Origin of the sequence: Planctobacterium marinum (assembly GCF_036322805.1) — a bacterium.
GTDB lineage: Bacteria > Pseudomonadota > Gammaproteobacteria > Enterobacterales > Alteromonadaceae > Planctobacterium > Planctobacterium marinum_A.
This window is the reverse complement of sequence record NZ_AP027272.1, coordinates 3,025,208-3,045,601: the sequence shown is the minus strand read 5'-3', so window position 1 is coordinate 3,045,601 and position 20,394 is coordinate 3,025,208. Positions and strand designations below refer to the sequence as shown.

The 20,394-nt window shown below is 45.8% G+C and carries 11 protein-coding genes and 1 pseudogene; 5 read left to right on the top strand and 7 right to left on the bottom strand.

Features of this window, described 5'->3' with window-relative positions:
- Nucleotides 1-121 precede the first annotated feature (121 nt).
- Together AABA75_RS13560 and AABA75_RS13555 are read right to left on the bottom strand one after the other, a co-directional pair.
- Nucleotides 122-2,161, bottom strand: coding sequence for an SDR family oxidoreductase (locus tag AABA75_RS13560; protein ID WP_338293146.1), 2,040 nt, complete (start codon nt 2,159-2,161; stop codon nt 122-124).
- A gap of 261 nt (nt 2,162-2,422) precedes the next feature.
- Nucleotides 2,423-3,466, bottom strand: a complete 1,044-nt coding sequence (locus tag AABA75_RS13555; protein ID WP_338293145.1) for an alkene reductase — start codon at nt 3,464-3,466, stop codon at nt 2,423-2,425.
- Between the two features lie 145 nt (nt 3,467-3,611).
- Between AABA75_RS13555 and AABA75_RS13550 the strand changes: the two genes are divergently transcribed.
- Together AABA75_RS13550 and AABA75_RS13545 are read left to right on the top strand one after the other, a co-directional pair.
- Complete coding sequence (locus AABA75_RS13550) at nt 3,612-4,193, top strand: TetR/AcrR family transcriptional regulator (RefSeq protein ID WP_338293144.1); 582 nt, start codon at nt 3,612-3,614, stop codon at nt 4,191-4,193.
- A 119-nt stretch (nt 4,194-4,312) separates the two neighbouring features.
- On the top strand, nt 4,313-5,431 hold the full coding sequence (locus tag AABA75_RS13545; RefSeq protein ID WP_338293143.1) for an ABC transporter substrate-binding protein: 1,119 nt from the start codon (nt 4,313-4,315) through the stop codon (nt 5,429-5,431).
- A 7-nt stretch (nt 5,432-5,438) separates the two neighbouring features.
- Here the strand turns inward: AABA75_RS13545 and AABA75_RS13540 are convergent, their stop codons facing one another.
- Entirely contained in the window at nt 5,439-6,557 is a 1,119-nt protein-coding gene (locus AABA75_RS13540; RefSeq protein ID WP_338293142.1) for a hypothetical protein, read from the bottom strand.
- A gap of 283 nt (nt 6,558-6,840) precedes the next feature.
- On the opposite strand from AABA75_RS13540, the gene AABA75_RS13535 reads away from it, so the two are divergent.
- Together AABA75_RS13535 and AABA75_RS13530 are read left to right on the top strand one after the other, a co-directional pair.
- Nucleotides 6,841-7,035: a hypothetical protein gene (locus AABA75_RS13535; RefSeq protein WP_338293141.1), complete on the top strand. Its 195-nt coding sequence runs from the start codon at nt 6,841-6,843 to the stop codon at nt 7,033-7,035.
- A 71-nt stretch (nt 7,036-7,106) separates the two neighbouring features.
- Nucleotides 7,107-7,775, top strand: coding sequence for a 2OG-Fe(II) oxygenase (locus AABA75_RS13530; RefSeq protein ID WP_338293140.1), 669 nt, complete (start codon nt 7,107-7,109; stop codon nt 7,773-7,775).
- 64 nt (nt 7,776-7,839) lie between these two features.
- Here AABA75_RS13530 and AABA75_RS13525 read toward each other — a convergent pair whose 3' ends face one another.
- From AABA75_RS13525 to AABA75_RS13510, 4 genes and pseudogenes are all read right to left on the bottom strand, one after another.
- Nucleotides 7,840-8,532, bottom strand: coding sequence for a substrate-binding periplasmic protein (locus AABA75_RS13525; protein ID WP_338293139.1), 693 nt, complete (start codon nt 8,530-8,532; stop codon nt 7,840-7,842).
- A gap of 221 nt (nt 8,533-8,753) precedes the next feature.
- Nucleotides 8,754-9,605 carry a substrate-binding periplasmic protein gene (locus AABA75_RS13520; protein WP_338293138.1) on the bottom strand — a complete coding sequence of 284 codons (852 nt, stop codon included), beginning with the start codon at nt 9,603-9,605 and terminating at the stop codon, nt 8,754-8,756.
- Between the two features lie 455 nt (nt 9,606-10,060).
- The gene (locus AABA75_RS13515) at nt 10,061-12,973 is read right to left on the bottom strand and encodes a TonB-dependent receptor (protein ID WP_338293137.1); all 2,913 of its coding nucleotides are present in this window, start codon (nt 12,971-12,973) and stop codon (nt 10,061-10,063) included.
- 661 nt (nt 12,974-13,634) lie between these two features.
- Nucleotides 13,635-16,361, bottom strand: a pseudogene (locus tag AABA75_RS13510) (family 16 glycosylhydrolase); the annotation flags it as partial.
- Nucleotides 16,362-16,931: 570 nt separating this feature from the next.
- On the opposite strand from AABA75_RS13510, the gene AABA75_RS13505 reads away from it, so the two are divergent.
- On the top strand, nt 16,932-20,390 hold the full coding sequence (locus AABA75_RS13505) for a hypothetical protein (RefSeq protein ID WP_338293136.1): 3,459 nt from the start codon (nt 16,932-16,934) through the stop codon (nt 20,388-20,390).
- The last annotated feature ends 4 nt before the right edge of the window (nt 20,391-20,394 follow it).

Genomic DNA, 20,394 nt, shown 5'->3' with positions numbered 1-20,394 from the left:
GTGTTTTGTGTTGAACTGTTAGGTTTTTTTTGCCCCGGTTGTTAAACATCTGAAAACGCAAACAAAAAAGGTGTTGCCTTGCGACAACACCTTTTGCAGTTTCTGAGCAGCAGAATAATGCTTAAGTGTGATAACCGCGTAACAGGTTGTCCACGGCTTCCAGAACCTCTTTGTCCAGCTTCAGACGGTTAAGAGCGTCCATTGCTTTGTCGGCGATAGCATCCTTATCTTCCGGCACGGGTTTCGCTGCAGCAGAAGCTTTGGCCGCTTCTGAATCATCAGTGAGCTGGTACAGAGTAGAAAATACCAGGTGATTGAGCTGAGGAGCCAAAATACCCAATAGTCTGATAATGGTACCCGTTAAGGTATTCACCTCGGCTGGGCGATTAATCATGGCGCTATTCACCAGTTTACCCGCCTGTTCCGTGGTTAGCACGTTAACACTTTGATATTGCGTAGTAGCGGCAATCATCTTAGTGCGCACCAATGGCATGTGTACGTTGGTAAAATGAATATTATCTGACGCATATTCGAATGCGGCGGTATTAGACCAGGCATCCAGTGCACTCTTCGATGCAGTATAAGAAGAGAATCTGGGGCTACCGGAACTCATAGCTGCAATGGTGGAAATGTTCACAACGTGACCGGATTTACGTGCCGTCATTGAAGGCAACAAGTTCATGGTAAGACGAATTGCCGAGAAGTAGTTTATTTGCATTACCCGTTCAAAGTCGTGGAAGCGTTCATAAGTTAGTTTTAACGAGCGGCGAATCGAGCGGCCAGCATTGTTGATGAGAATATCTACATGGCCGTGATCTTTAAGCACTTTCTCTGCCAGATCATCCAAGGCATCCAAATCGGACAAATCACATGAGTAACTGACGGCATCACCACCGGCAGCTCTGATTTCTTCAACCGCAACATCCAGTTTTTCCTGGGTTCTGGCCACCAGGATAACCTTAGCTCCTGCTTTGGCACAGTTGTCTGCTACTTCGCGACCAATACCTTCTGAACCACCCGTGATAAGCACATTTTTACCCTCTACTACGTCAGGTAAGTAGTTGGGCTTCATGTATTCAGGGTTAAGATTTTGTTCCCAATAGTTCCACAAACGGCGAGCGTAGGTTTTCAGTGGCGGGCAGCTAATATCGCTGTCTTCTAGTGCTTTTAGGGTGTTAGTACAGTCGTATTCGGTGTTGAGATGCTCGGTCAGCATCACTTCCTTGGGAATTTTCAGGTTTTGTAGAACCTGCATTTTCACACCTTGCACAATGGCTTTGTTCTTCAAGAACATACGTGGGCCAGCAGGCACAAAATCCATCAATCGTTCAGCGGGAATGTCCAGCTTCATGGTGGGGCCTTTAGCGGCCTTGAGGAAGTTATTAATGACTTTGCCAAAAGTCATGGGCTCTGGGTTGGTCAAGTGGAAACACTTACCATCTAAATCCGGCTTGTGGCTGATGTGATCTAGCGCATCTGCAATAAAATCTACCGGGACTATGTTGGTGGCGTTGCCGCGATAAACAGGTAATGGCACCCAGCGAGGCACTAACTCAGAGATACTATTGATCAGGTTAAAGAAGTAGTAGGGGCCATCGATTTTGTTGATCCAGCCTGTTTTAGAGTTACCAACAACAATTCCCGGACGATAAATCCGCCAGGGGACACTACATTCGTTGCGCACCAAGCCCTCTGACTCGTGTTTGGTCTGGAAGTAAGCATTTTGCTCAACACCTACCGCCTCATCGAACATACTTTCTTTGAAAACACCGGGGAAGAAGCCCGCAGCTACAATAGAGCTTATGTGGTGGAAGCACTTAACGCCTAGCTTCTCTGCTAATGCAATGGCTTCGCGGGTACCGGTAACGTTGGCCTCTTTTTGCTGTTCTTGATCTGCAGTGAGGTCGTAAATAGCACCGAGGTGATAAAAATGATCAATGCTGTCGAGATCGTCCGGATTAACACCGCACAGACTTTGCCCTAAATCACCGGGAACGGCCACCAGTTGCTCTTCTGTCAGGCCATGGTCAAAGCGCAGTTTCTCGATTTTTTTCACTGATCCGGGTCGGACGAGCGCAAATATCTTTCCATCTCTTTTGCTTAATGATTCTAAAAATTGTTGTCCAATAAAACCGGTCAAACCGGTAACAAAGTAGTTCATGCCGCCTCTCTTATTTATGACGCTTTGGGTACAAAAAATTGTGAACTGTTGTCGCTGGGGTGATCCCCATTGGATTTAGTGTAGTTCGGAAACCGGGCATTTCAATTTTTTTGACCGGTTCTTGAGGTTTTGCTAAATAACGAGTGTTTTTCCCGCAATAATTGCTGGATTTTGCTACTTTTTTAGACAGTGCATGAATAGAAAATTATAAAAAACCAGGGCAAACTTGCCCTGGTTTTAATCGATAAAAAATGCGATTTTTTAGTATAGTTCAGCCAACATGGTTTCGTTGTATTCCGTCAGGCTTTCGCCACTTTTCACTTTGGCAATGTAATCGGGATTAGCGATAAAAGGTCGCCCAATTGCCAGTAGATCAAAGCGCTCTTGTGCGATTGCTTCACTGCCGGTTTCGGCGCTATAACCGCCTACACCCATCAACGTTTTGTCGTAGTGTTTTCGCACAAAATCTGTCGCCGAGCCATCCAGATAATCAAATTGCATGCTGTCATCGAATAAACCGAGATGTAAGTAGGCTAAATCGCGCTTGTTGAGTTCCTTCAGTAAAAATTCAAAAACAGCGCGATCTTCCTGATGTCCTTGCATGTTAAAATAAGCCCCGGGAGAGACACGTAAAGCGGTACGCTCTGCACCGATGCGTTCGATAATGGCATCCACCACTTGCAGCGGGAAACGCGCCATGTTTTCCGGGCTACCACCAAACTCATCATCGCGTTTGTTGGCATCATGATGTAAAAACTGATCTAACAAATAACCATTGGCACCATGAATTTCTACACCGTCAAACCCGGCTTGTATGGCATTTTTTGCCGCAGTAGCATAATCGGCTACAAGCTGTGCAATCTCTTCCTTGGTGGCGGGTTTGGGTACTTGATACTCCAGTTCTCGCATGCGCGGAACAGTTCCCTCTACCTTTTCTGCCGATGGCGCTAACACGTGTTCGCCTTTGTAGAAAAATGGGTGTGATACACGCCCACAATGCCAGAGCTGGAGGAAAATAGTACCACCTTTGGCGTGCACCGCCTCAGTCACTTTTTTCCAGCCGTCAATTTGAGCCTGACTAAAAATTCCCGGTGTATTGGGGTAGCCCTGTCCATCAGGACGAATAATGGTGGCTTCAGTGATGATCAAACCGGTATCGGCTCGGCGTGCATAATAATCCACTGATAATTGCGTGGGCACCAATTCATCATCCGCCATGCAGCGGGTGAGGGGAGCCATAGCAATGCGATTCTGTAATTTAATCGCTTGATTAAGTGCAAAGGGTTGGAATAGGTTTTCAGTCATAAATTCTTTCTCTGTTGGAGCTGTAATTTGAATGCCCATTCAAGATAAGGTTTTTTGAATGATCATTCAAGTATATTTTTGAATGATTATTCAAATTAGATTACAATCGCAAACGTTATGACCAACTAAAGTGGACAATTGAACCTTGAGAAGTGCGGAATTTGACAAAGAGCAGGTGTTACGCAATGCCATAGCCCTGTTTGCTAGCAAGGGGTTTGCCAATACTAGTATGCAGGATCTTAAAAAGGCTACCGGACTGCATCCGGGCTCAATCTATTGTGCTTTCGAAAATAAGCAAGGTTTATTGGTGAGCGCCTTAGAGCAGTATCGCAAGGACCGCAGTGTTGAATTCCAGCAGTTGTTTCAGCAAGCTCAATCTGTAAAGGCGGGCTTAAAAGCCTACCTGGACAAAACTATTCAAGATGTAACCTCTGTGGATAATCACTGCGCTTGCTTGTCACAAAAAGCCATGAGTGAAATGTCGCAATTAAACGAGGCAGTTGAGCAGGTGATCAGCCAAAACATCGCTGCCTGGCAAGCGGGCTTTGTGCAGATTTTGCAAACCGCTATCGACAATGGTGAAATATCTTCCAAGCGCAATGCTTCTCAGCGAGCCAGTTATCTGGTGATGGGGTTGAGCGGTATTCGGGTTTTTGCCCAAAGCAATAACGATGTTAAGGTGCTTAACGAGTTAGCTGAGCAGCTATTGGAAGATGTTTGTCGTTGATGACAATTTCGGATAATTGTTTATCGAATTAGTAGTGCCAAAATCTTGCGCTGAGTAGCAAAATTTCCCTTTGTTACTACACTTCATGTCTGTATTAATGGATTTGCAGATATGGATTTATGCTAAAGCCGTTTTCCGTTTTATTCTTGTTGCTAATGCTGTTGGCTGTTATTGCGACGGCATCCACTTGCTTCGCTAAAGAGAAAGATACTATCCGGGTTACCTTTCTATCGCCCAATCCTCCTTCTGTCGGGTTTTGGATGCACTACAACAAAACCATGCAAGCGGCCGCTAATAACCTCAATATCGAGCTCACTATTTTACATGCCGAAAGTTTAGATAGATTCGCTTACCTGAATTCGTTAGAAGCCGTAAATGTCAATGACACCGATTATGTGGTGGCGTTAATGCGTCACAATATAGCGCAAAAATTGGTGGAAAAATTTGAAAGTTCGCCCGTTAAGCTTTTTGCCAGCAATGTGGATGTGCCGGAAAAGGACAAAAAAGACATTGGATTACCTCGTCAGCGTTATAAAAACTGGATTGGTCATACAATGCCCGATGATTATCACGCGGGATACTTGTTGGCTGAGCAACTTATCCAAAATACTAATGTGAATACAATGCGTTCGGTAGTGGCGGTTTCTGGCTCACGTGATTCCTCGGTTTCGTTCCTGCGCAATTTGGGGCTGAGAGACTACATCGACAATCAAATGGGCACAAAGTTGGAGCAAGTGGTGCATACAGACTGGCGCTACGAAACTGCCTTACAAAAAGGACGTATGTTATTCAATCGCTATAATGACGCCAAAATTATCTGGTGTGCCAGTGACGAAATAGCACGCGCGGTATTAGACACATTGAGTGGATATGAGGGCATCAATGATTACCACATAGGAGGAATTGACTGGTCTGTGAGTGCCATTAACTCTTGGGGGCAATCTGGTTACGTCACCTCTGTAGGTGGACACTTTCTTGAGGCGGGTATCGTATTGGCGCTGACCCGTGATTTTCACGATGGTTATGATTTTGCTGAGCAACTGGGCACACAAATGCGCCTGAGGATGGCACCGTTAAGTGAGCAAAACTTGCCTCTCGTTCGGGATCTCATTCTCAATGAAAACTGGCACAAATTAGACTTTTCAAAGGTATCGCAATCTTTTGGGGGCGACAGACAGTTACTCAGTCAAGATTACCAAGCTGTGCTCAAAACGGTATACGTGAAAAATGACGATTGAGCCAAATTTAGTTCAGTAAAGTCGCGTCCGCCGGGTCAGGTGTATATTGATTTAACTTTTGCTTTACCAAAGCAAGGGTATCTTCAAAACTCATCGCTTCAATTTCCTGCCAGTCGCAAAACTGAAACGTTTGCATCAACTCGCGATGATCTGCATTTTTGTTGGGTGGTTGGTAGTCCAGAACAAATCCCAGAAAACGGGCAGCTTTAGCTACTGATGTCTTCAATGAATCGTTATCAATGTTATTGAAGAGCCGCTCATTTTGTGCCATTTGTTGTGGACTATAGCTTTCGAAATGGCGCTGGTTAAATACCCACATCATCCATTGGTAATAGGTCTCCAATAATTCGTTGGGGTGCACTTTCAGCAGGCGTCCCATTCTTGTTGATAAGCGTTCAAATGACAGCCAGTCTTGCAAAAACATACTGCTTAACATCAGATTTAAACCTGAGAGGAGTTGCCCTGAAAGATGGTTTTGTTCAGCGCGTATAGTCAGTGCCTTACTAAAATAGTATGACGCCTCAGCAAACTTGTCTCGCTGCAATGCCACAACACCAAGGTTATTGTTCAGTGGCGCTTCAAAGCGTTTATGCGGCGACTTTTGAGTGTTTTCAAGCGCCAGAAGATAGAGCTGTGTCGCCTCTTCCAGATCACTAATGCGCTTGTTTAAACCCATGGATAAAACGCTGGAATAAATACGCTCTATATCGTCTGCTTTGTGCAGGCTACAGAGGGAAAAGTGAAAAGAGGTTTGATAGTCGCCAAGATGCCATAGTCGAACGCTGATGGCTCTTAATATTTTACTTTGCTGTTGCGGTGATTGAGCCTCATTAAAAGCATTGGTGATCCGTTCGCTATAGGTTTTCAGCACCTGTTTGTCTGCCAGATACGCGCCTGCCCACAGTCCGGTATGCCAGGCATCAAATTGCAAAGCTTTGTCCGCGGTGCTCAGTTCATCCTCGGCATTTTGGATGATTTCAAGCGCGACGATGGGTTTCACATGCAGGTAATCAAAAGCCTCTTTGAGACGTTCCTTCAGAGAACTTTGGGCTGAGGAACTTTTCGCTGCAGTTAACGTCGGGATAGACAGTGAAAGCACCAATAACAATGTGAAAACGATTTTCATGGTTAAATTTTATTGTGCCCGATTTCGTGTAACAGGCATACGTTAACCTGATATTTAGTCACTTAACAATAGTCAGATTTCATTTAATACTCGCCTGGTCTATGAATAATGAGGTCAAATGTTTTCATCATCAAAAATTTTTCATCGTTACCACAATTAATTTTTGATTTTCAAATGTGCTAATTCCATCTATGTTTCGCGAAAATTCATCAGTATCTTGTCATAAGGCGGGGGCATCTGATGAGGTATTTTTATTTGTTATATATTGTCAAAAATGAAGACCATGACACGAGAAAAACCCGACGTCGAAATCGTCAGAGATGCTTACGATTATTGTATGGATGCTATGCAAGATACAGATGCCAGCGATAAGCAAATTTTGCTAGCCATTAATGATGAGATGAGCTCGGAAGGGTATCCACCTTTTCCTAGCCTGAAGGCGGTGAAGTCCTATATTAAATCCGCCCGAAAAGACTAGCCAAATACCACTATGAAAATTTTTTCTGGCGATGTTTTCGCTTTATCTGTGTATGTGCTGGAAAGTTGCAAATGAGTGCTGCCTTTGAAATAAGCTTTAACGCGAGCGAAGCCAACCAAGAATTGTTTGAACAGATTGCACAACAACTCACTACAAAGGGGTTTAGTATCAATCCTTTTGCGTTACCTGTTCCTTTAACCAGCTGTTTACACGAACAGGTATGTGCCATGCAAAAAGCCGCATTTGAAGTGGCCGGGATAGGGCGAGATGATGCTCACAATCTCAATCGTTTTGTGCGCAGAGATGAAATAAGTTGGATATCAGGTAAGACAACGGCGGAGCAGATGTGGTTGCAATGGGCTGGTGCATTGCAAACTTATCTAAATCGGCGACTTTATCTGGGGTTGTTTTCCTTTGAGAGTCATTTCGCCATTTATGGTGAAAACGACTTTTATAAACGCCATGTTGATGCCTTTAAAGGTGACTCAAACCGGATCCTGTCTTTGGTGGTATATTTGAATCCTAACTGGACAAATGAAGACGGGGGAGAGCTGGTGTTGTACTCAAATGAAAACGATGTTGAGGGTGTCAAGGTCATACCGGGATTAGGAACCGTGGTGGCATTTCTCAGCGAGGACTTTCCCCATGAGGTACTGCCTGCCAAAAGAGAACGAATTTCAATTGCTGGCTGGTTTAGAGTCAATGGCTCTCACCATGACCGCGTTGATCCGCCGCGATAAATCCTGAATTCGATTTAATTCACTAAAAACCAGGGCAATTTAGCCCTGGTTTTTAAACAACCTGTTATTGCCTGGCAAACGCACTATCGTATTGTTTGATAAGCTCATCAGCATTTTCGGCACTGTTGTGAATAACAAAATAGATAGGGATTTCCGATATCTTTTTATTGTTTAATTGCACATCAGGCATGTTTTTCTGCAGATAATCCATCAACGCCCAGTAACCTAACACATAGTCCGCTTCACCTTTTAAAAGTAACTCAATGGCTTCGGTTTTAGTTTTGGCTTGCAGGAAATTTTGACGCGCTTGTTCAGACAAAGCCTCTTCCAGAAAACCGCCATAGTTATAGCCTCTAGTGAGCACAACACGTTGGTTTGCTAGTTGTTTTACATTGGCGATATCAGGTCTGTCGTCCAGCCAGAATACCCGTAAGTCAAAACGAGCAAAGGGTTGCTCACTGAATAGGACATTGTCCATGCCAGGTACGCCTTTGGGGATTGCGCTTAATTGTACTTTGCCAGTGGCGATGGATGAGTAAAAACGGGACATACGGGTGTTGACGGCAATAAATTCGATACCTGCATCTTGAAGCACCGGGTTCAGTTGTTTTATCCATAAACCATCCAGATTACCGTCCACATCGAAATAGGTGTAGGGTGGGAAAAAGGGGGCCGCCAGCTTCATTTTTTCTGCTGCCTGAGTGGCAGTAATGAAAGATAAACTGAGCAAAACTAAAATTATGGTGCGCAATGCCATGTAAATTATCCGATGAAATATTGTACTGGTATGATGAGCTTAGCTTAGTTTTTGCCCATTTGACAATAGCGAAAGCAACAAGCGTTTGCTGCAGTGCACTGCTCAACTTTAACATTGGCTGCGAGAAACAGTTGGGCCAGTGAAACGGGGCGGTGAGTTTATGCACTACAGTACAGAACGAAGAATGCAATAACTGTGGTTGTCGACTTAGGTGCGGGTGCTTATCGACTAGCGAGTTCGTTCTCGACTTTACCTTTCCAGGCGTCAAAGTAGTCTTGTGAGTAGCTGTATTCTTGAAATAGCAATAGTGTTTCTCGACTGCTGTAGATTTGGGCCAAGCCTCGATTTAACCGCTCAAGCTTGCTTGAGGCTTTGTTGTTGGCTTTTGCAGACATGGCACGACTGTGCTGGTTGGCGAGGGGATGTCCCACCTGTTGTAAACAAGGGGTTGTGTAATCGCAATAGAGTTTACTGATGCTTTCACCAATCATGACATAATTGATTCGACCTGACTCTAAAAGTTTTACCAGGTTTTTGCGTTCGCTGGCTGGATATATGTGTTTAAAGCCTAATTTCTGAGCGAGCTTTTCCTGGGTAGAGTTAGAGATTACTCCGACAACTTCCTGCTCGAAATCTACATCTTCAAGATGCAGTATTGGGCTTTCAGGACTGTTGAACAATACTGAGGCATCGGATGCCAAAGGGAGAGTGAAGTCGGCCCATTGTGCTCGCTCTGGTGTTTTGAACGCACCAAAAACGACATCAAGACGTTGGTCCTTGAGACGATTGATGGCTGACTGCCAGTTGGTGGCAATTTTAATCAAATCCAGGCCCTCAGCCTGTGCCGCCTTTTCGATTAACTTCCATGACAAACCGTAAGGTAGAGAAGAGACAACTTGCTCTCTGTGGTCTTCAAATACGGCAATAGTAATCTGATTATCTTCGTCTGATTGCGCGATGACCGAGTGGCTCACTAGCATTAATAGTAAGAAGATACCGCTACAAATAAGTAGATGAGTAACATAATTGAGCAGTTTCTCTGAATTGAATTTGGATTTCGGGTTGTTATTCATTGTGCTTATGTCGATACAAAAATGGCTAAAGCAAGAAGTTCACCTTGCCGTATGTGGCGACACTTCTAAGTCCATCTCCCGAGCTAAAAAAAGAAACAGCGATTATTGCCGCTCTGCCCGGAAAACTATCATGCCATTGTCCGGTATTAGACCTTAGTATGACTATTGGTGTATTTCCCCTAAGCTTGTAAGAGATCGACTACAAAAAACTAACAAGTCTTTGTTTAGGTTGAAAAAATATCCGCAGTTCGATGTTTGGGTCAACTGTGCAATCAAGCGCTCCTTTTTATACTGGTTTAGCTTTTGCAAGAGGGGGAAATGTTGATACGACTGCAAGCCGCTAACAAAACGATAAAGGATATGCTTTGCAGATTAATTTAGTGGGGAGTCATTAAATAAAAAATCGGTAACTTGCAGTGCAAGTTACCGATGAGCATTATTGGTTTGTTGTGTTACTAGTCAGAGAACGAGTAACGCGCACCCAAGACGTAACGGGTACCGTATTGACGAGCTGAGAGAAATTGCTCTTCAAAGCGACCATAATTCTCTTCAACTTCGTTAGTCAGGTTAATGCCCTCAAAGAATACTGTCAGGTTCTCATCGATATCATAGTTGATGCTCAAGTCTAACTGACCGAATTCTTTGGTTTGGGTTGGCTCGCCTGCAGAACCCTGTCCTTGACCACCACCTGCGTAGTAGGAATCACGCCATGCGTACGTGAATTTCACTGACAGTTCGTCATCTTCATAGAAAGCCTGTACGTTTGCAGAATCACTCAAGCCATTTAAGGGCGATTGGATTGCAAAACTCGTAGGATCAAATTCTACGTCACCGTCAACAAAGGTGGCGTTAACCGCTGCACCAAAGCCAGTTTCACCAAACATGTGCTGCACTGCTATTTCGAAACCATCTACAGATTTCTCATCCAGGTTTTGAGGTTTGCTGATAGTCCACACGATTTGTGGATCGCCTGGTAGAGGCTCAATGGCACCATCGGCGTTGGCAAAACCGTTCTCTACCAGATAGTTGTAGATATTGGTCTCATTGGCTTGCATGCCCATACCTTCCAGCGCACTCACGGCGTCGTTCCAGCGAGCACTGTTTTGGATGTCATTTAAACCTTCAAAGGTTTCTTCACTTTGTAATGTAGCTACGAAGTTTTCAACATCCTTTTTAAAGTAACCGATAGAAGCATAGCTGGCTTCGCCGTAATAGTACTCTAAGGAGATATCCAGGTTAGTGGATTCAAATGGCAATAAACTGGTATTACCTTGGCCACCTGTTCTGGCACCTGGTTTTGGGCTACCTGAAACTGAGAGGATGCTCACTAGATCACCCAAATTTGGACGAGCCATGGTTTTACCCCATGAAATACGTCCTACCAGGTCGTCTGTGATGTCTACTTTCAAATCCAAGGATGGCAAAAATACATCATTTTCACCTTGGTCTACATAGTATTGCTGATCATCAGAGAAGATAGTAATCCACTCAGTTGCTGCTACCCAGTTAACTTGTAGCGGGATTAACTGTAGTGCGCGACTGGTGACGTCGGTTTCCTCATATCTAACGCCAGCGTTCAGTTGTACCAGATACTCACTGACTTCAAAATCCCATTGTGACGCGATGTAGAACGATGTGGTCTCTTCAAGGATGGATGCGTCTCCCCGGGTGCTGACAAAATCCGGATCATAGCCCGGAATATTAGCCGCAGCACGTGAAATGGCCTCATCGTAGTCAAAGGTGTAGTAGTAGTTTGTGGCCAAATCATTACCACCACCACTGAACTCATCCAGGAAACCTGCTGTGCTGTTGCGCACAAACATGTTGTCCGGGAAAAGGGCAGTGTAGCTTGGACTGAAGCCAGGACCACCCATCAGACCACTCCAGGTATTTGATCCTTCAAGGAAGTTCTCAGTGTAGGCTGCGCCCACTTTTAAACTAACCAGAGGGAAATCGTAGGGATTGACCCACTCAACATCTAACTGGAACTGTTCAACTGTGGCTTCGCCCGGACTGTGTATGAATTGGTCAAAGTTATGATCAATCTCACTGGGCAGCATTTCATTGCCACCGTTTTGCCAGTAACCGAATATTTGAGGAATGTCACCTTCACGAATATCAAACGTGGTTCTGTCAACCAGATTGGAACCAAAGATTAACTGACCTGTACTTCCCAAACCAGGATCTGCTCCGTTGTCGGCGCCGTTGGAGGAGTCGTGATAATCAAAGCTGACATTGAAGTCTTCGTTGACATTCCAGTCCAGGTTTATCCCGATTGAGTCGGCTTCCACGTCTGTGGTTGCGCGGTTGGCCGTAAATGAACCATCGTCGGCTCTGACATCCATATAGGTAACCGTGCCGTTTTCGTTGTAATCAAACGAAGAAACACCACCAAAACCGCCATACCAGAAGCCCCAGCCAACGTACTCGCTACCAACTGTAACGCGGGTCGCGGTGTAATCTACTGTGGCAATAAAGTCGTCAGTAATGGCGTATTGAAGTGTTAACTGCCCATTAGTACGTTCTCTTTGTACATCATTGATGCCGTAGTTAACATCTTGCGGCAGGAAAATGCTACCTACGTAGTCCTCTCTTGCCGCATGCTCTTCGCTTCTGGAGGCAAAGCTGTTATCAGAGAACAGGCTTTGCGCCTTCCAGCCCTGAATGTTGGCAGATTGTTGCTGAAAGTCACGTTCCTGATGAGAAAATGACAAGGCAACGCCAAAGTTATCATCCAGGAATGTGTTGCTAATGACCGCAGCGAATTCAGGGGTCACATCATCGCCTTTAACATTTGACTCGTCGTAAATTCCTTTAGCGGACGCGGAATATTTAAAACCCGGACTGTTCAAGGGTTTAGTGGTCATAATGTTAACCGTGGCACCCAATCCACCACTTGGTAGATAGGATTTAGCGGTCTTGTGCACTTCCAGAGTCGAGACGCCTTCAGATGACAGGTTGGCCAAATCATAGGAGCGGGTATAACCCGTGCCCGGCATTTGACGACCGTTTAAGGTGACCAGGTTAAACCCGGGGCCAAAACCACGCACGGTAATTTCACTACCTTCACCATTGGAGCGACTGACGCTCACGCCGGTAATACGTTGCAGTGATTCAGCCAGGTTGGTATCGGGAAATTTACCCATTTCTTCTGCAGATATCGCATCAACAACACCTGCTGAATCGCGTTTGATATCTTGTGAACGGGCCAAACTGCCGCGAATACCCGATACCTCGATTATTTCCACATTATCATTGGCAGCATCTGTATCTGCTTCCTGCGCCATAACTGGCGCTACGGTTGTTGCACCCAATAGCATTGAGATGGCTACCGACAACCTGGTTTTAAAGAATTTGGTCTGTTTCATAGTTGTCCTACTTTTAATTCGTATGCTTACTTGGCAGCCTGAAAGCCATAAATGAGTGCTTATTTCAGGCTGCGAGACGCGTTAATTTGTGTTCCTGTTAATTTTCTAGAAATACAACATTATCGATACGATAAACCGCACCTTCTCCGGTTGCCCAAGCCGGGAATACCATCACGACGTCAATCGCTGTGATATCCAGCCCGGCAGCCGCCAGGTCAACCAAATCAAACGTATAGGTTTGCCATTCGCCAACCACAGGAGCTGCACCTTCATTGCTGGTGGTTAAATCCACTTCAGCGAATCCGGTTGAACCATCGCCATTTGACTCAATCTTTAGTAACCAATTGGTAGATTGACTGGGTGGTGATACTACTTTCATTTCGAACTGAAACTTACCAGTCGCAAAAATCGCTGATGCGTCAAACGGCTGGCCGTCGTCTCTGCTGAAAAAGCCCAGCACTGTGCCGTTGTTGTTTTCGATCACAAACTCCGCAACTGCGCCGTGTTCAGCATCATCCATTTCTACTGTGGGAACTGTGCCGCCGCAGCAGTCCCACAGTGGCCAACCGGCATTCGCTTCATCAGCAAAGATGGTGTAGGCAGCGTCTGATGCGCCACCACCGCTGCCACCGCTGCCATTCAGGACAGTGTCGATGTCGCCAGGGTTACCTACGAATACATTGTCAACTCGATAGACTGCGCCTTCACCTGAGCCCCAAGCCGGGAAGATCATGATGATGTCCAAGCCGGTGACGTCCAGACCTGCATTCAGAAGATCCTGAAGCGGGAAGGTGTAGGTCTGCCATTCGCCGGTTTGTGGGTCCATGGCTTCAAGGCTGCTGTTTAGTGGTACTTCAGCAAAGCCCACACTGCCATCACCGTTCGCCTCAACTTTTAACAGCCAGGTGTCGGTAGCCGGTGCGTTTTCTACTTTCATCTCGAATTGTAGAACACCGTTTGCAACTATGGATGAAGCATCAAATGGAGTCGCAGTGTCGCGGCCAAAGAAACCCATCACGGTACCGTTGTTGTCATTGATACGGAATTCGGCTACTTCACCGTGTTCGGCATCGTCCATTTCAACAGTGGGTACTGTACCGCCACAGCAATCCCATAGCGGCCATGCATCATTAACGCCGTCTGAGAAGACATTGAGTAGTGGGCCAGTTAAGTTGCCATTGTCATTCGGGTTGTAAATCTTAAGGTTATTGACGCGGTACACCGCACCTTCACCAGAACCCCAGGCAGGGAATATCATGACGATATCGATACCTGTAACGTCAAGGCCCGCTGCCTGTAGGTCGCTAATCGGGAAGGTATAGGTTTGCCATACGCCAGTTGCCGGATCAGCGCCTTCAGTGCTGGTATTCAGGTTTACTTCTGCAAAGCCAACACTGCCATCACCGTTCGCTTCAACCTTCATTAACCAAGGAGTACCTGCAGCCGGTGCGCTCACCACTTTCATATCAAACTGCAGTACACCTTCATTCACTAGTGCGACAGCATTAAATGGTGTTGCCGTATCACGACCGAAGAATCCCATCACGGTACCGTCGTTATTCAGAATCTCAAACTCTGCAACAGTGCCTTGCTCTTCGTCTTCTACTTCCATCGGTACTGTACCACCACAGCAATCCCACAGTGGCCATTCGGGGTTTGTACCGCCTTCAAAGATAGTCAGGCTTGGAGAGCTACCTGCGCCAGGTTCACCGATTTCTAAGTTGTCGATACGGTATACCGCACCTTCACCAGAGCCCCAGGCAGGGAAGATCATGATGATGTCGATGCCTGTAACGTCAAGGCCTTGCTCTTGTAGGTATGAAAGAGGGAAGGTAAAGGTTTGCCATTCGCCTGCCACAGGGTCGACACCTTCAGAGCTGGTATTAAGGTTAATTTCAGCAAACCCAGTAGAACCGGTGCCATTGGCTTCAACTTTCAACAGCCAAGGAGTACCGGCCGCAGGGGCGCTGACAACTTTCATATCAAAGCTCAGTGTACCGTTTTCTACCATGCCTACGGCGTTGAAAGATGCACCATTATCACGAGCATTAAAGCCCAAAACGGTGCCGTTGTTGTCAAGGATTTCAAATTCTACGACGTTGCCGCGCTCATCATCTTCCACGAGCTGTGGCTCTGTGCCACCGCAACAATCCCAGAAGTTCCAATCTGAATTTGCTTCGCCATCACCGAAAATAACCAGTGTTTCATTGGTTTCAGGAGCTGGCAGTGTAGGGATCGGAGCAGTACCTTCTACCAAGGCACCCGCGTTTTCACCGGTTTGACCTTCAGCCAAATCAATGTCCAGAGTTTCTGGTTGGTCGTAACCTTGTCTTACTGACTCACAGCCTCTGCCAGTGTCTGGATCAGCGGAGCACTCATATACTCTTACGTAATCGATTTCGAATGCTTCTCCTTCTGCGAATACTTCCGGGTCAATTGCGGTGTCAGGCGCCAAACCAGAAAAGCCCGCAGGAAGGTTACCACCTACCGCAAGGTTTAAAATTAGATAGAAATCCTGATCGAAGGGTCTTTCGTCGTATACCCAGCCTTTTTCGCCAGTCAGAGGGTCAAACTGAGTGAATGCCCAGCCTCTGTGTCTGAGTCCGAATGGCACACCATCAGGAGTTAAAAGCGGATCAGATTGGCGTTGGGTGGCATATAAATAATCGTTGATATACCAGCGTATTTCGCCTTCTTGCCATTCAATGGCGTAAACATTGAAGTTTTCAGCCGGGTTAGCCGCAGGAACAACATTGTTTCCTGAAGAAATGTTGCCGGGCCAATCATCACCGTAGTGCAGCGTACCGAAGACAAAGTCAACATTTGACCCCCACACCGCGGTGGTGTTCAGATTGGTTGCTTCCATGATGTCGATTTCACCGGATTTTGGCCATTCACCATAGACGTTGTCAGTAGGTAACATCCAGAACGCTGGCCAGGTGCCTAAACCTTGTGGCATTTTGGCGCGCATTTCAAAACGACCATAAGTAAAGTCGCCTTTGTTCTTGGTGGTTAACTTCGCCGAAGTATAGGGGAGAGGTAAGCCAGCTTCTTCGGGGGCTGGCATCGCGACAATGTTGAGTACCCCGTTTGAGACGAAAGCGTTGCTGGGATCGTCAGTGTAACATTGCTGTTCAAAGTTACCGCCGCCGTCACAGTTAACGTCTAATGTCCATTTGTTGGTGTCAATGGCGGAGCCATCAAATTCGTCACTCCAGACAAGTGTCCAGTCGCTATCAGGTTGTTCTACAGCCGTAACGGGGGGCGTTGCGATTGTCGGGTCGATAACGGTGTTGGTCTCGCTACCACCACCGCAGCCAAACAAACCAACGGACAGAAGGGATAGCGCAAGTATCCTCTTCATTCCGAGTGTGCTTTTAATTACCATAGTTTTCTCCGAGAAGATTTCCAAGTTGTGTGTCCTCTAGGCTTGGTTGTGTCGTTTGTGTCCTTGGTCAAAAGAGGCTGATTCCATCAGAAATGAGCAACACCACCACCAAGCAAATGTAAATGCCTCTCAAAATATGTAACACAAACGTTAAATTCGATGGGGTTAAATGCGTTGAGTTGGTTTCTGTAGAAGTTAAATAGGACACTTCATAGATTTTAAAAAGTAAGCGTTTACATTTTGGTGGCAATGTAGGGTGAATAGCTTATTTCACGGTGCCTGCATTTGATTTCAGCTTTGAGTCGGACTTATCGCAGTGAAAGTCCATCTTACCTCTTTTGATTTGCCTTCGATGATCAGTTCTTTAATGTTTTGTGGTTAAAAACAAAAATAATCTTTGCTGGTCGTCGGTAAGTCAGCTCCTGCTGATAATGAACCTGGGTGATAGGCGCAATTTCCTGTACAGAAGAATGACTCCGTGTGCAATTCAAAGCTGGCAGGCCTGGAGCAGTTAAAAACAAAAGGTTGCAACTGTTCTGACTTGAAATTTTTAATTAGAAAGTAATTGCCATGAAAAACTCAATGAACAACGTAGTTAGTGAAAAAAATTTAAACTCCAATGTTAGCGGTGAATTCGTAACGTTGAATAATGAGCGTTATTATGCGGTGCGCAATGTAGATAGCATGGCGCCGTTTTTTATCAGTATTATTTCCCCAGATGACCATTGGTTATTTGCATCTTCTACAGGCGGGCTGACGGCGGGGCGTGTTTCCCCAGAAACCGCACTATTTCCCTACATTACAGTGGATCGTATTCATGAAAGTGGGAATCACACAGGCCCTAAAACTATCATCAGACTTGAGACTGATAATGGTTTGGTTTACTGGGAGCCCTTCAATATAGAGTGTTATACCCTGTATGACATTCAACGCAATTTGTACCGCAGTACCTTGGGTAACAAGATTTGTTTTGAAGAGATAAATAAGACACTGGGACTTGTTTTCAAATATACATGGGAGACCTCAGAAACCTATGGTTTTTCCAGGACTTGTGAATTAATAAATCAAAATTCTGAGAGTAAATCTTTGCAGGTGCTAGACGGTTTGCAAAACCTGCTGCCTTCCGGAACGCCGCGCTTTACCCAAACCAACTCCAGTAATCTTGTTGATGCATACAAATGGACTGAACTAGATTCAAGCACCGGGCTTGCCATGTTCACACTGTACTCCGGTATTACAGACAGAGCAGAGCCTTGTGAATCGCTTAATGTTAATACCACTTTTGTTTTAGGGGCTGAGAATCCAAAAATATTGTTAAGTAGCGAGCAAGTTGGTCATTTCCGTCGCGGTGGCAACGTAGAGCAAGAGGATTATCGTCGTGGCATACGCGGCGCTTACCTGGTGCATCAGGACATTGAACTTGCTGGTGAAGCCAGCACAACGTGGCAAACCATAACTGATATCGATCTGACTCAAAGCGACGCCGTTAAGTTACTGCATGAGATAAAAGAGGGCTCAGCCGCATTGCAGCAACGAATCGCTGATTCAATTGATGATGGCTCAGACAGACTGGCGCGTATTATGGCTTCTGCAGACGGTTTTCAAGCCACTGGTGAAGAAAATGTTGCTGAACACCATTACGCAAATGTGCTCTATAACGTACTTCGCGGCGGTATTTTCGATCAGCAATACACAGTCACAAAGCACGACCTGCTCAAAACCATAAGCATGTTTAACAGTGCTGTGTTCGCCAAAAACGCGCAATTCTTAAATGAGCTTCCCGAGACGCTTGAGTTTGTGGAACTTGTTCGTCTGGTGGCCCATCAACAAGACAAACAGTTACAAAGATTAGTGCAGGAATACTTGCCTATCACCTTTGGGCGTCGTCACGGTGATCCTAGCCGTCCCTGGAACCAGTTCGCCATTAATCTGAAGGACGAAGACGGCAATAGCTTGTTGTCTTACCAAGGCAACTGGCGTGATATTTTCCAAAACTGGGAGGCCCTGGCATACAGCTATCCTGAATTTGCCGAGGCAATGATAGCTAAATTTGTGAACGCCTCAACGATGGACGGTTACAACCCTTACCGGATCACCAAAGAGGGCATTGATTGGGAAGTTGAAGAGCCAGATGATCCCTGGAGCTACATTGGTTATTGGGGTGATCATCAAATCATATACCTGCAAAAATTGTTGGAAGTGTCGCAAAAGTTTGGCCCTGATAAACTGGGAGAGTTGCTCTATCAAGACATCTTTTGTTACGCCAATGTGCCATACAAAATAAAAACCTTTGAGGAACTGGTCAGTAACGCCAAGGATACGGTGTATTACGACGAAGCATTGGCACAACAGATTGAGCATCGCGTCGCAGACATGGGATCAGATGGCAAGATGGTTTGCGCTGGCAATGAAGTTTACCAGGTTAATCTAGTGGAAAAACTGCTGGTGCCATTACTCACTAAGCTGAGTAATCTGGTATTGGATGGCGGTATCTGGTTGAATACCCAAAGACCAGAATGGAATGACGCCAATAACGCGCTTGTAGGCCAAGGCTTATCTATGGTGACCTTGTATTACATGCGCCGCTATATCGCATTCTTAACCGATTTATTGGAGAGCAAGTCGCAGGCCTTTAGTCTGTCAGCAGAGGTTGCGACCTGGCTAGATGCCACTAATCAGACACTTGCTGATGTTGCGCCAGCCTTGAATGGCGAGCAGGTCAGCGATGAATATCGCTTTGAAGTATTAAGTGCACTGGGTAAGGCGGCGTGCGACTACCGTGCAACCGTGTATCAAAATGGCGGTTTTTCCGGTAAGACTGAGAAACAGATGGACGATGTGATATTGCTACTGCGCAACGCGTTAACAGCAGTCGATCACTGTATTGCCACTAACCGTGCAGATGACGGTTTGTATCACGCTTACAACTTAATTGAATTTAATGGTGAAAGCTGCTCGGTGGCCTACTTATACCCAATGCTTGAAGGACAAGTATCCGCGTTGAGTACAGGTAATATCGATTTTGACGTCGCATGTGATGTCCTGGAGAAGCTGTTTGATAGCGACGTTTACAGGCATGACATCGATACCTTTATGTTGTATCCAGATAGAGCACAAACCCCGTTTTTGCAGAAAAATACAATTTCTGAAAGCGACGCCAACAGTATTCCTCTACTTGCGTTAATGATAGCGAATAACGACACGCGCATCGTAGTGAAAGACAAATCCAATGTTGTACGTTTCAATTCAGCAATCACTAATGCCGGCGAGTTAGTTGCACGCCTGAAAGCTATCGACACCGTGGATGACGCACAATTGGCGGCCTGTAAGTCGCTGTATGAGAAGGTATTCAATCACAAATCCTTTACTGGACGTTCAGGCGGAATGTTCGGGTTTGAAGGGTTGGGTTGTGTCTATTGGCACATGGTGTCTAAATTATTGCTGGCGGTGGCTGAAAACTTTGAGCGTGCGGTATACTCCGGTGCTGAACAGCAACACCTGCAAAGGCTAGGGAAGCTCTATTATCGAGTACGAAGCGGTATTGGCTTCAATAAAACCCCAGGTCAATACGGCGCTATACCAACCGACCCATACTCTCATACGCCTAAACACGCCGGGGCGCAGCAACCCGGTATGACCGGCCAAGTTAAAGAAGAAGTCATCAGTCGGTTTATTGAACTTGGGGTCAAGGTAGAAGGGGGATGTGCGTCCTTTAATCCCGTGCTGATCCGTCCTCAAGAGTTCAGTAAAGAAGCCTTTAGCTTCAAGTATCTGGATGTAAACGAGCAATGGCAGTCCTTGCCGCTTGCAGCAAATAGCTTGGGCTTTACCTGGTGTCAGGTTCCTGTCGTCTATGAAATAGCGGATGCGGAGACACCTGTATTGACCGTTCATTACGATGATGGTTCACAACACCAAGCGGAAAATCTGAAACTGTCTCAAACTGACAGCGAACACTTGTTTAAACGCGATGGCAGAATCAAGTCCATCAAACTAAGCCTGTCTGGCGAATCTTTGTTTCAAGGGTGAGGAG

What these genes read in the sequence shown, in the direction of transcription:
- AABA75_RS13560 (WP_338293146.1), bottom strand. Translation starts at nt 2,161, where the DNA reads ATGAACTACTTTGTTACCGGTTTGACCGGTTTTATTGGACAACAATTT.
- AABA75_RS13555 (WP_338293145.1), bottom strand. Translation starts at nt 3,466, where the DNA reads ATGACTGAAAACCTATTCCAACCCTTTGCACTTAATCAAGCGATTAAA.
- AABA75_RS13545 (WP_338293143.1), top strand. Translation starts at nt 4,313, where the DNA reads ATGCTAAAGCCGTTTTCCGTTTTATTCTTGTTGCTAATGCTGTTGGCT.
- AABA75_RS13540 (WP_338293142.1), bottom strand. Translation starts at nt 6,557, where the DNA reads ATGAAAATCGTTTTCACATTGTTATTGGTGCTTTCACTGTCTATCCCG.
- AABA75_RS13535 (WP_338293141.1), top strand. Translation starts at nt 6,841, where the DNA reads ATGACACGAGAAAAACCCGACGTCGAAATCGTCAGAGATGCTTACGAT.
- AABA75_RS13530 (WP_338293140.1), top strand. Translation starts at nt 7,107, where the DNA reads ATGAGTGCTGCCTTTGAAATAAGCTTTAACGCGAGCGAAGCCAACCAA.
- AABA75_RS13525 (WP_338293139.1), bottom strand. Translation starts at nt 8,532, where the DNA reads ATGGCATTGCGCACCATAATTTTAGTTTTGCTCAGTTTATCTTTCATT.
- AABA75_RS13520 (WP_338293138.1), bottom strand. Translation starts at nt 9,605, where the DNA reads ATGAATAACAACCCGAAATCCAAATTCAATTCAGAGAAACTGCTCAAT.
- AABA75_RS13515 (WP_338293137.1), bottom strand. Translation starts at nt 12,973, where the DNA reads ATGAAACAGACCAAATTCTTTAAAACCAGGTTGTCGGTAGCCATCTCA.
- AABA75_RS13505 (WP_338293136.1), top strand. Translation starts at nt 16,932, where the DNA reads ATGAAAAACTCAATGAACAACGTAGTTAGTGAAAAAAATTTAAACTCC.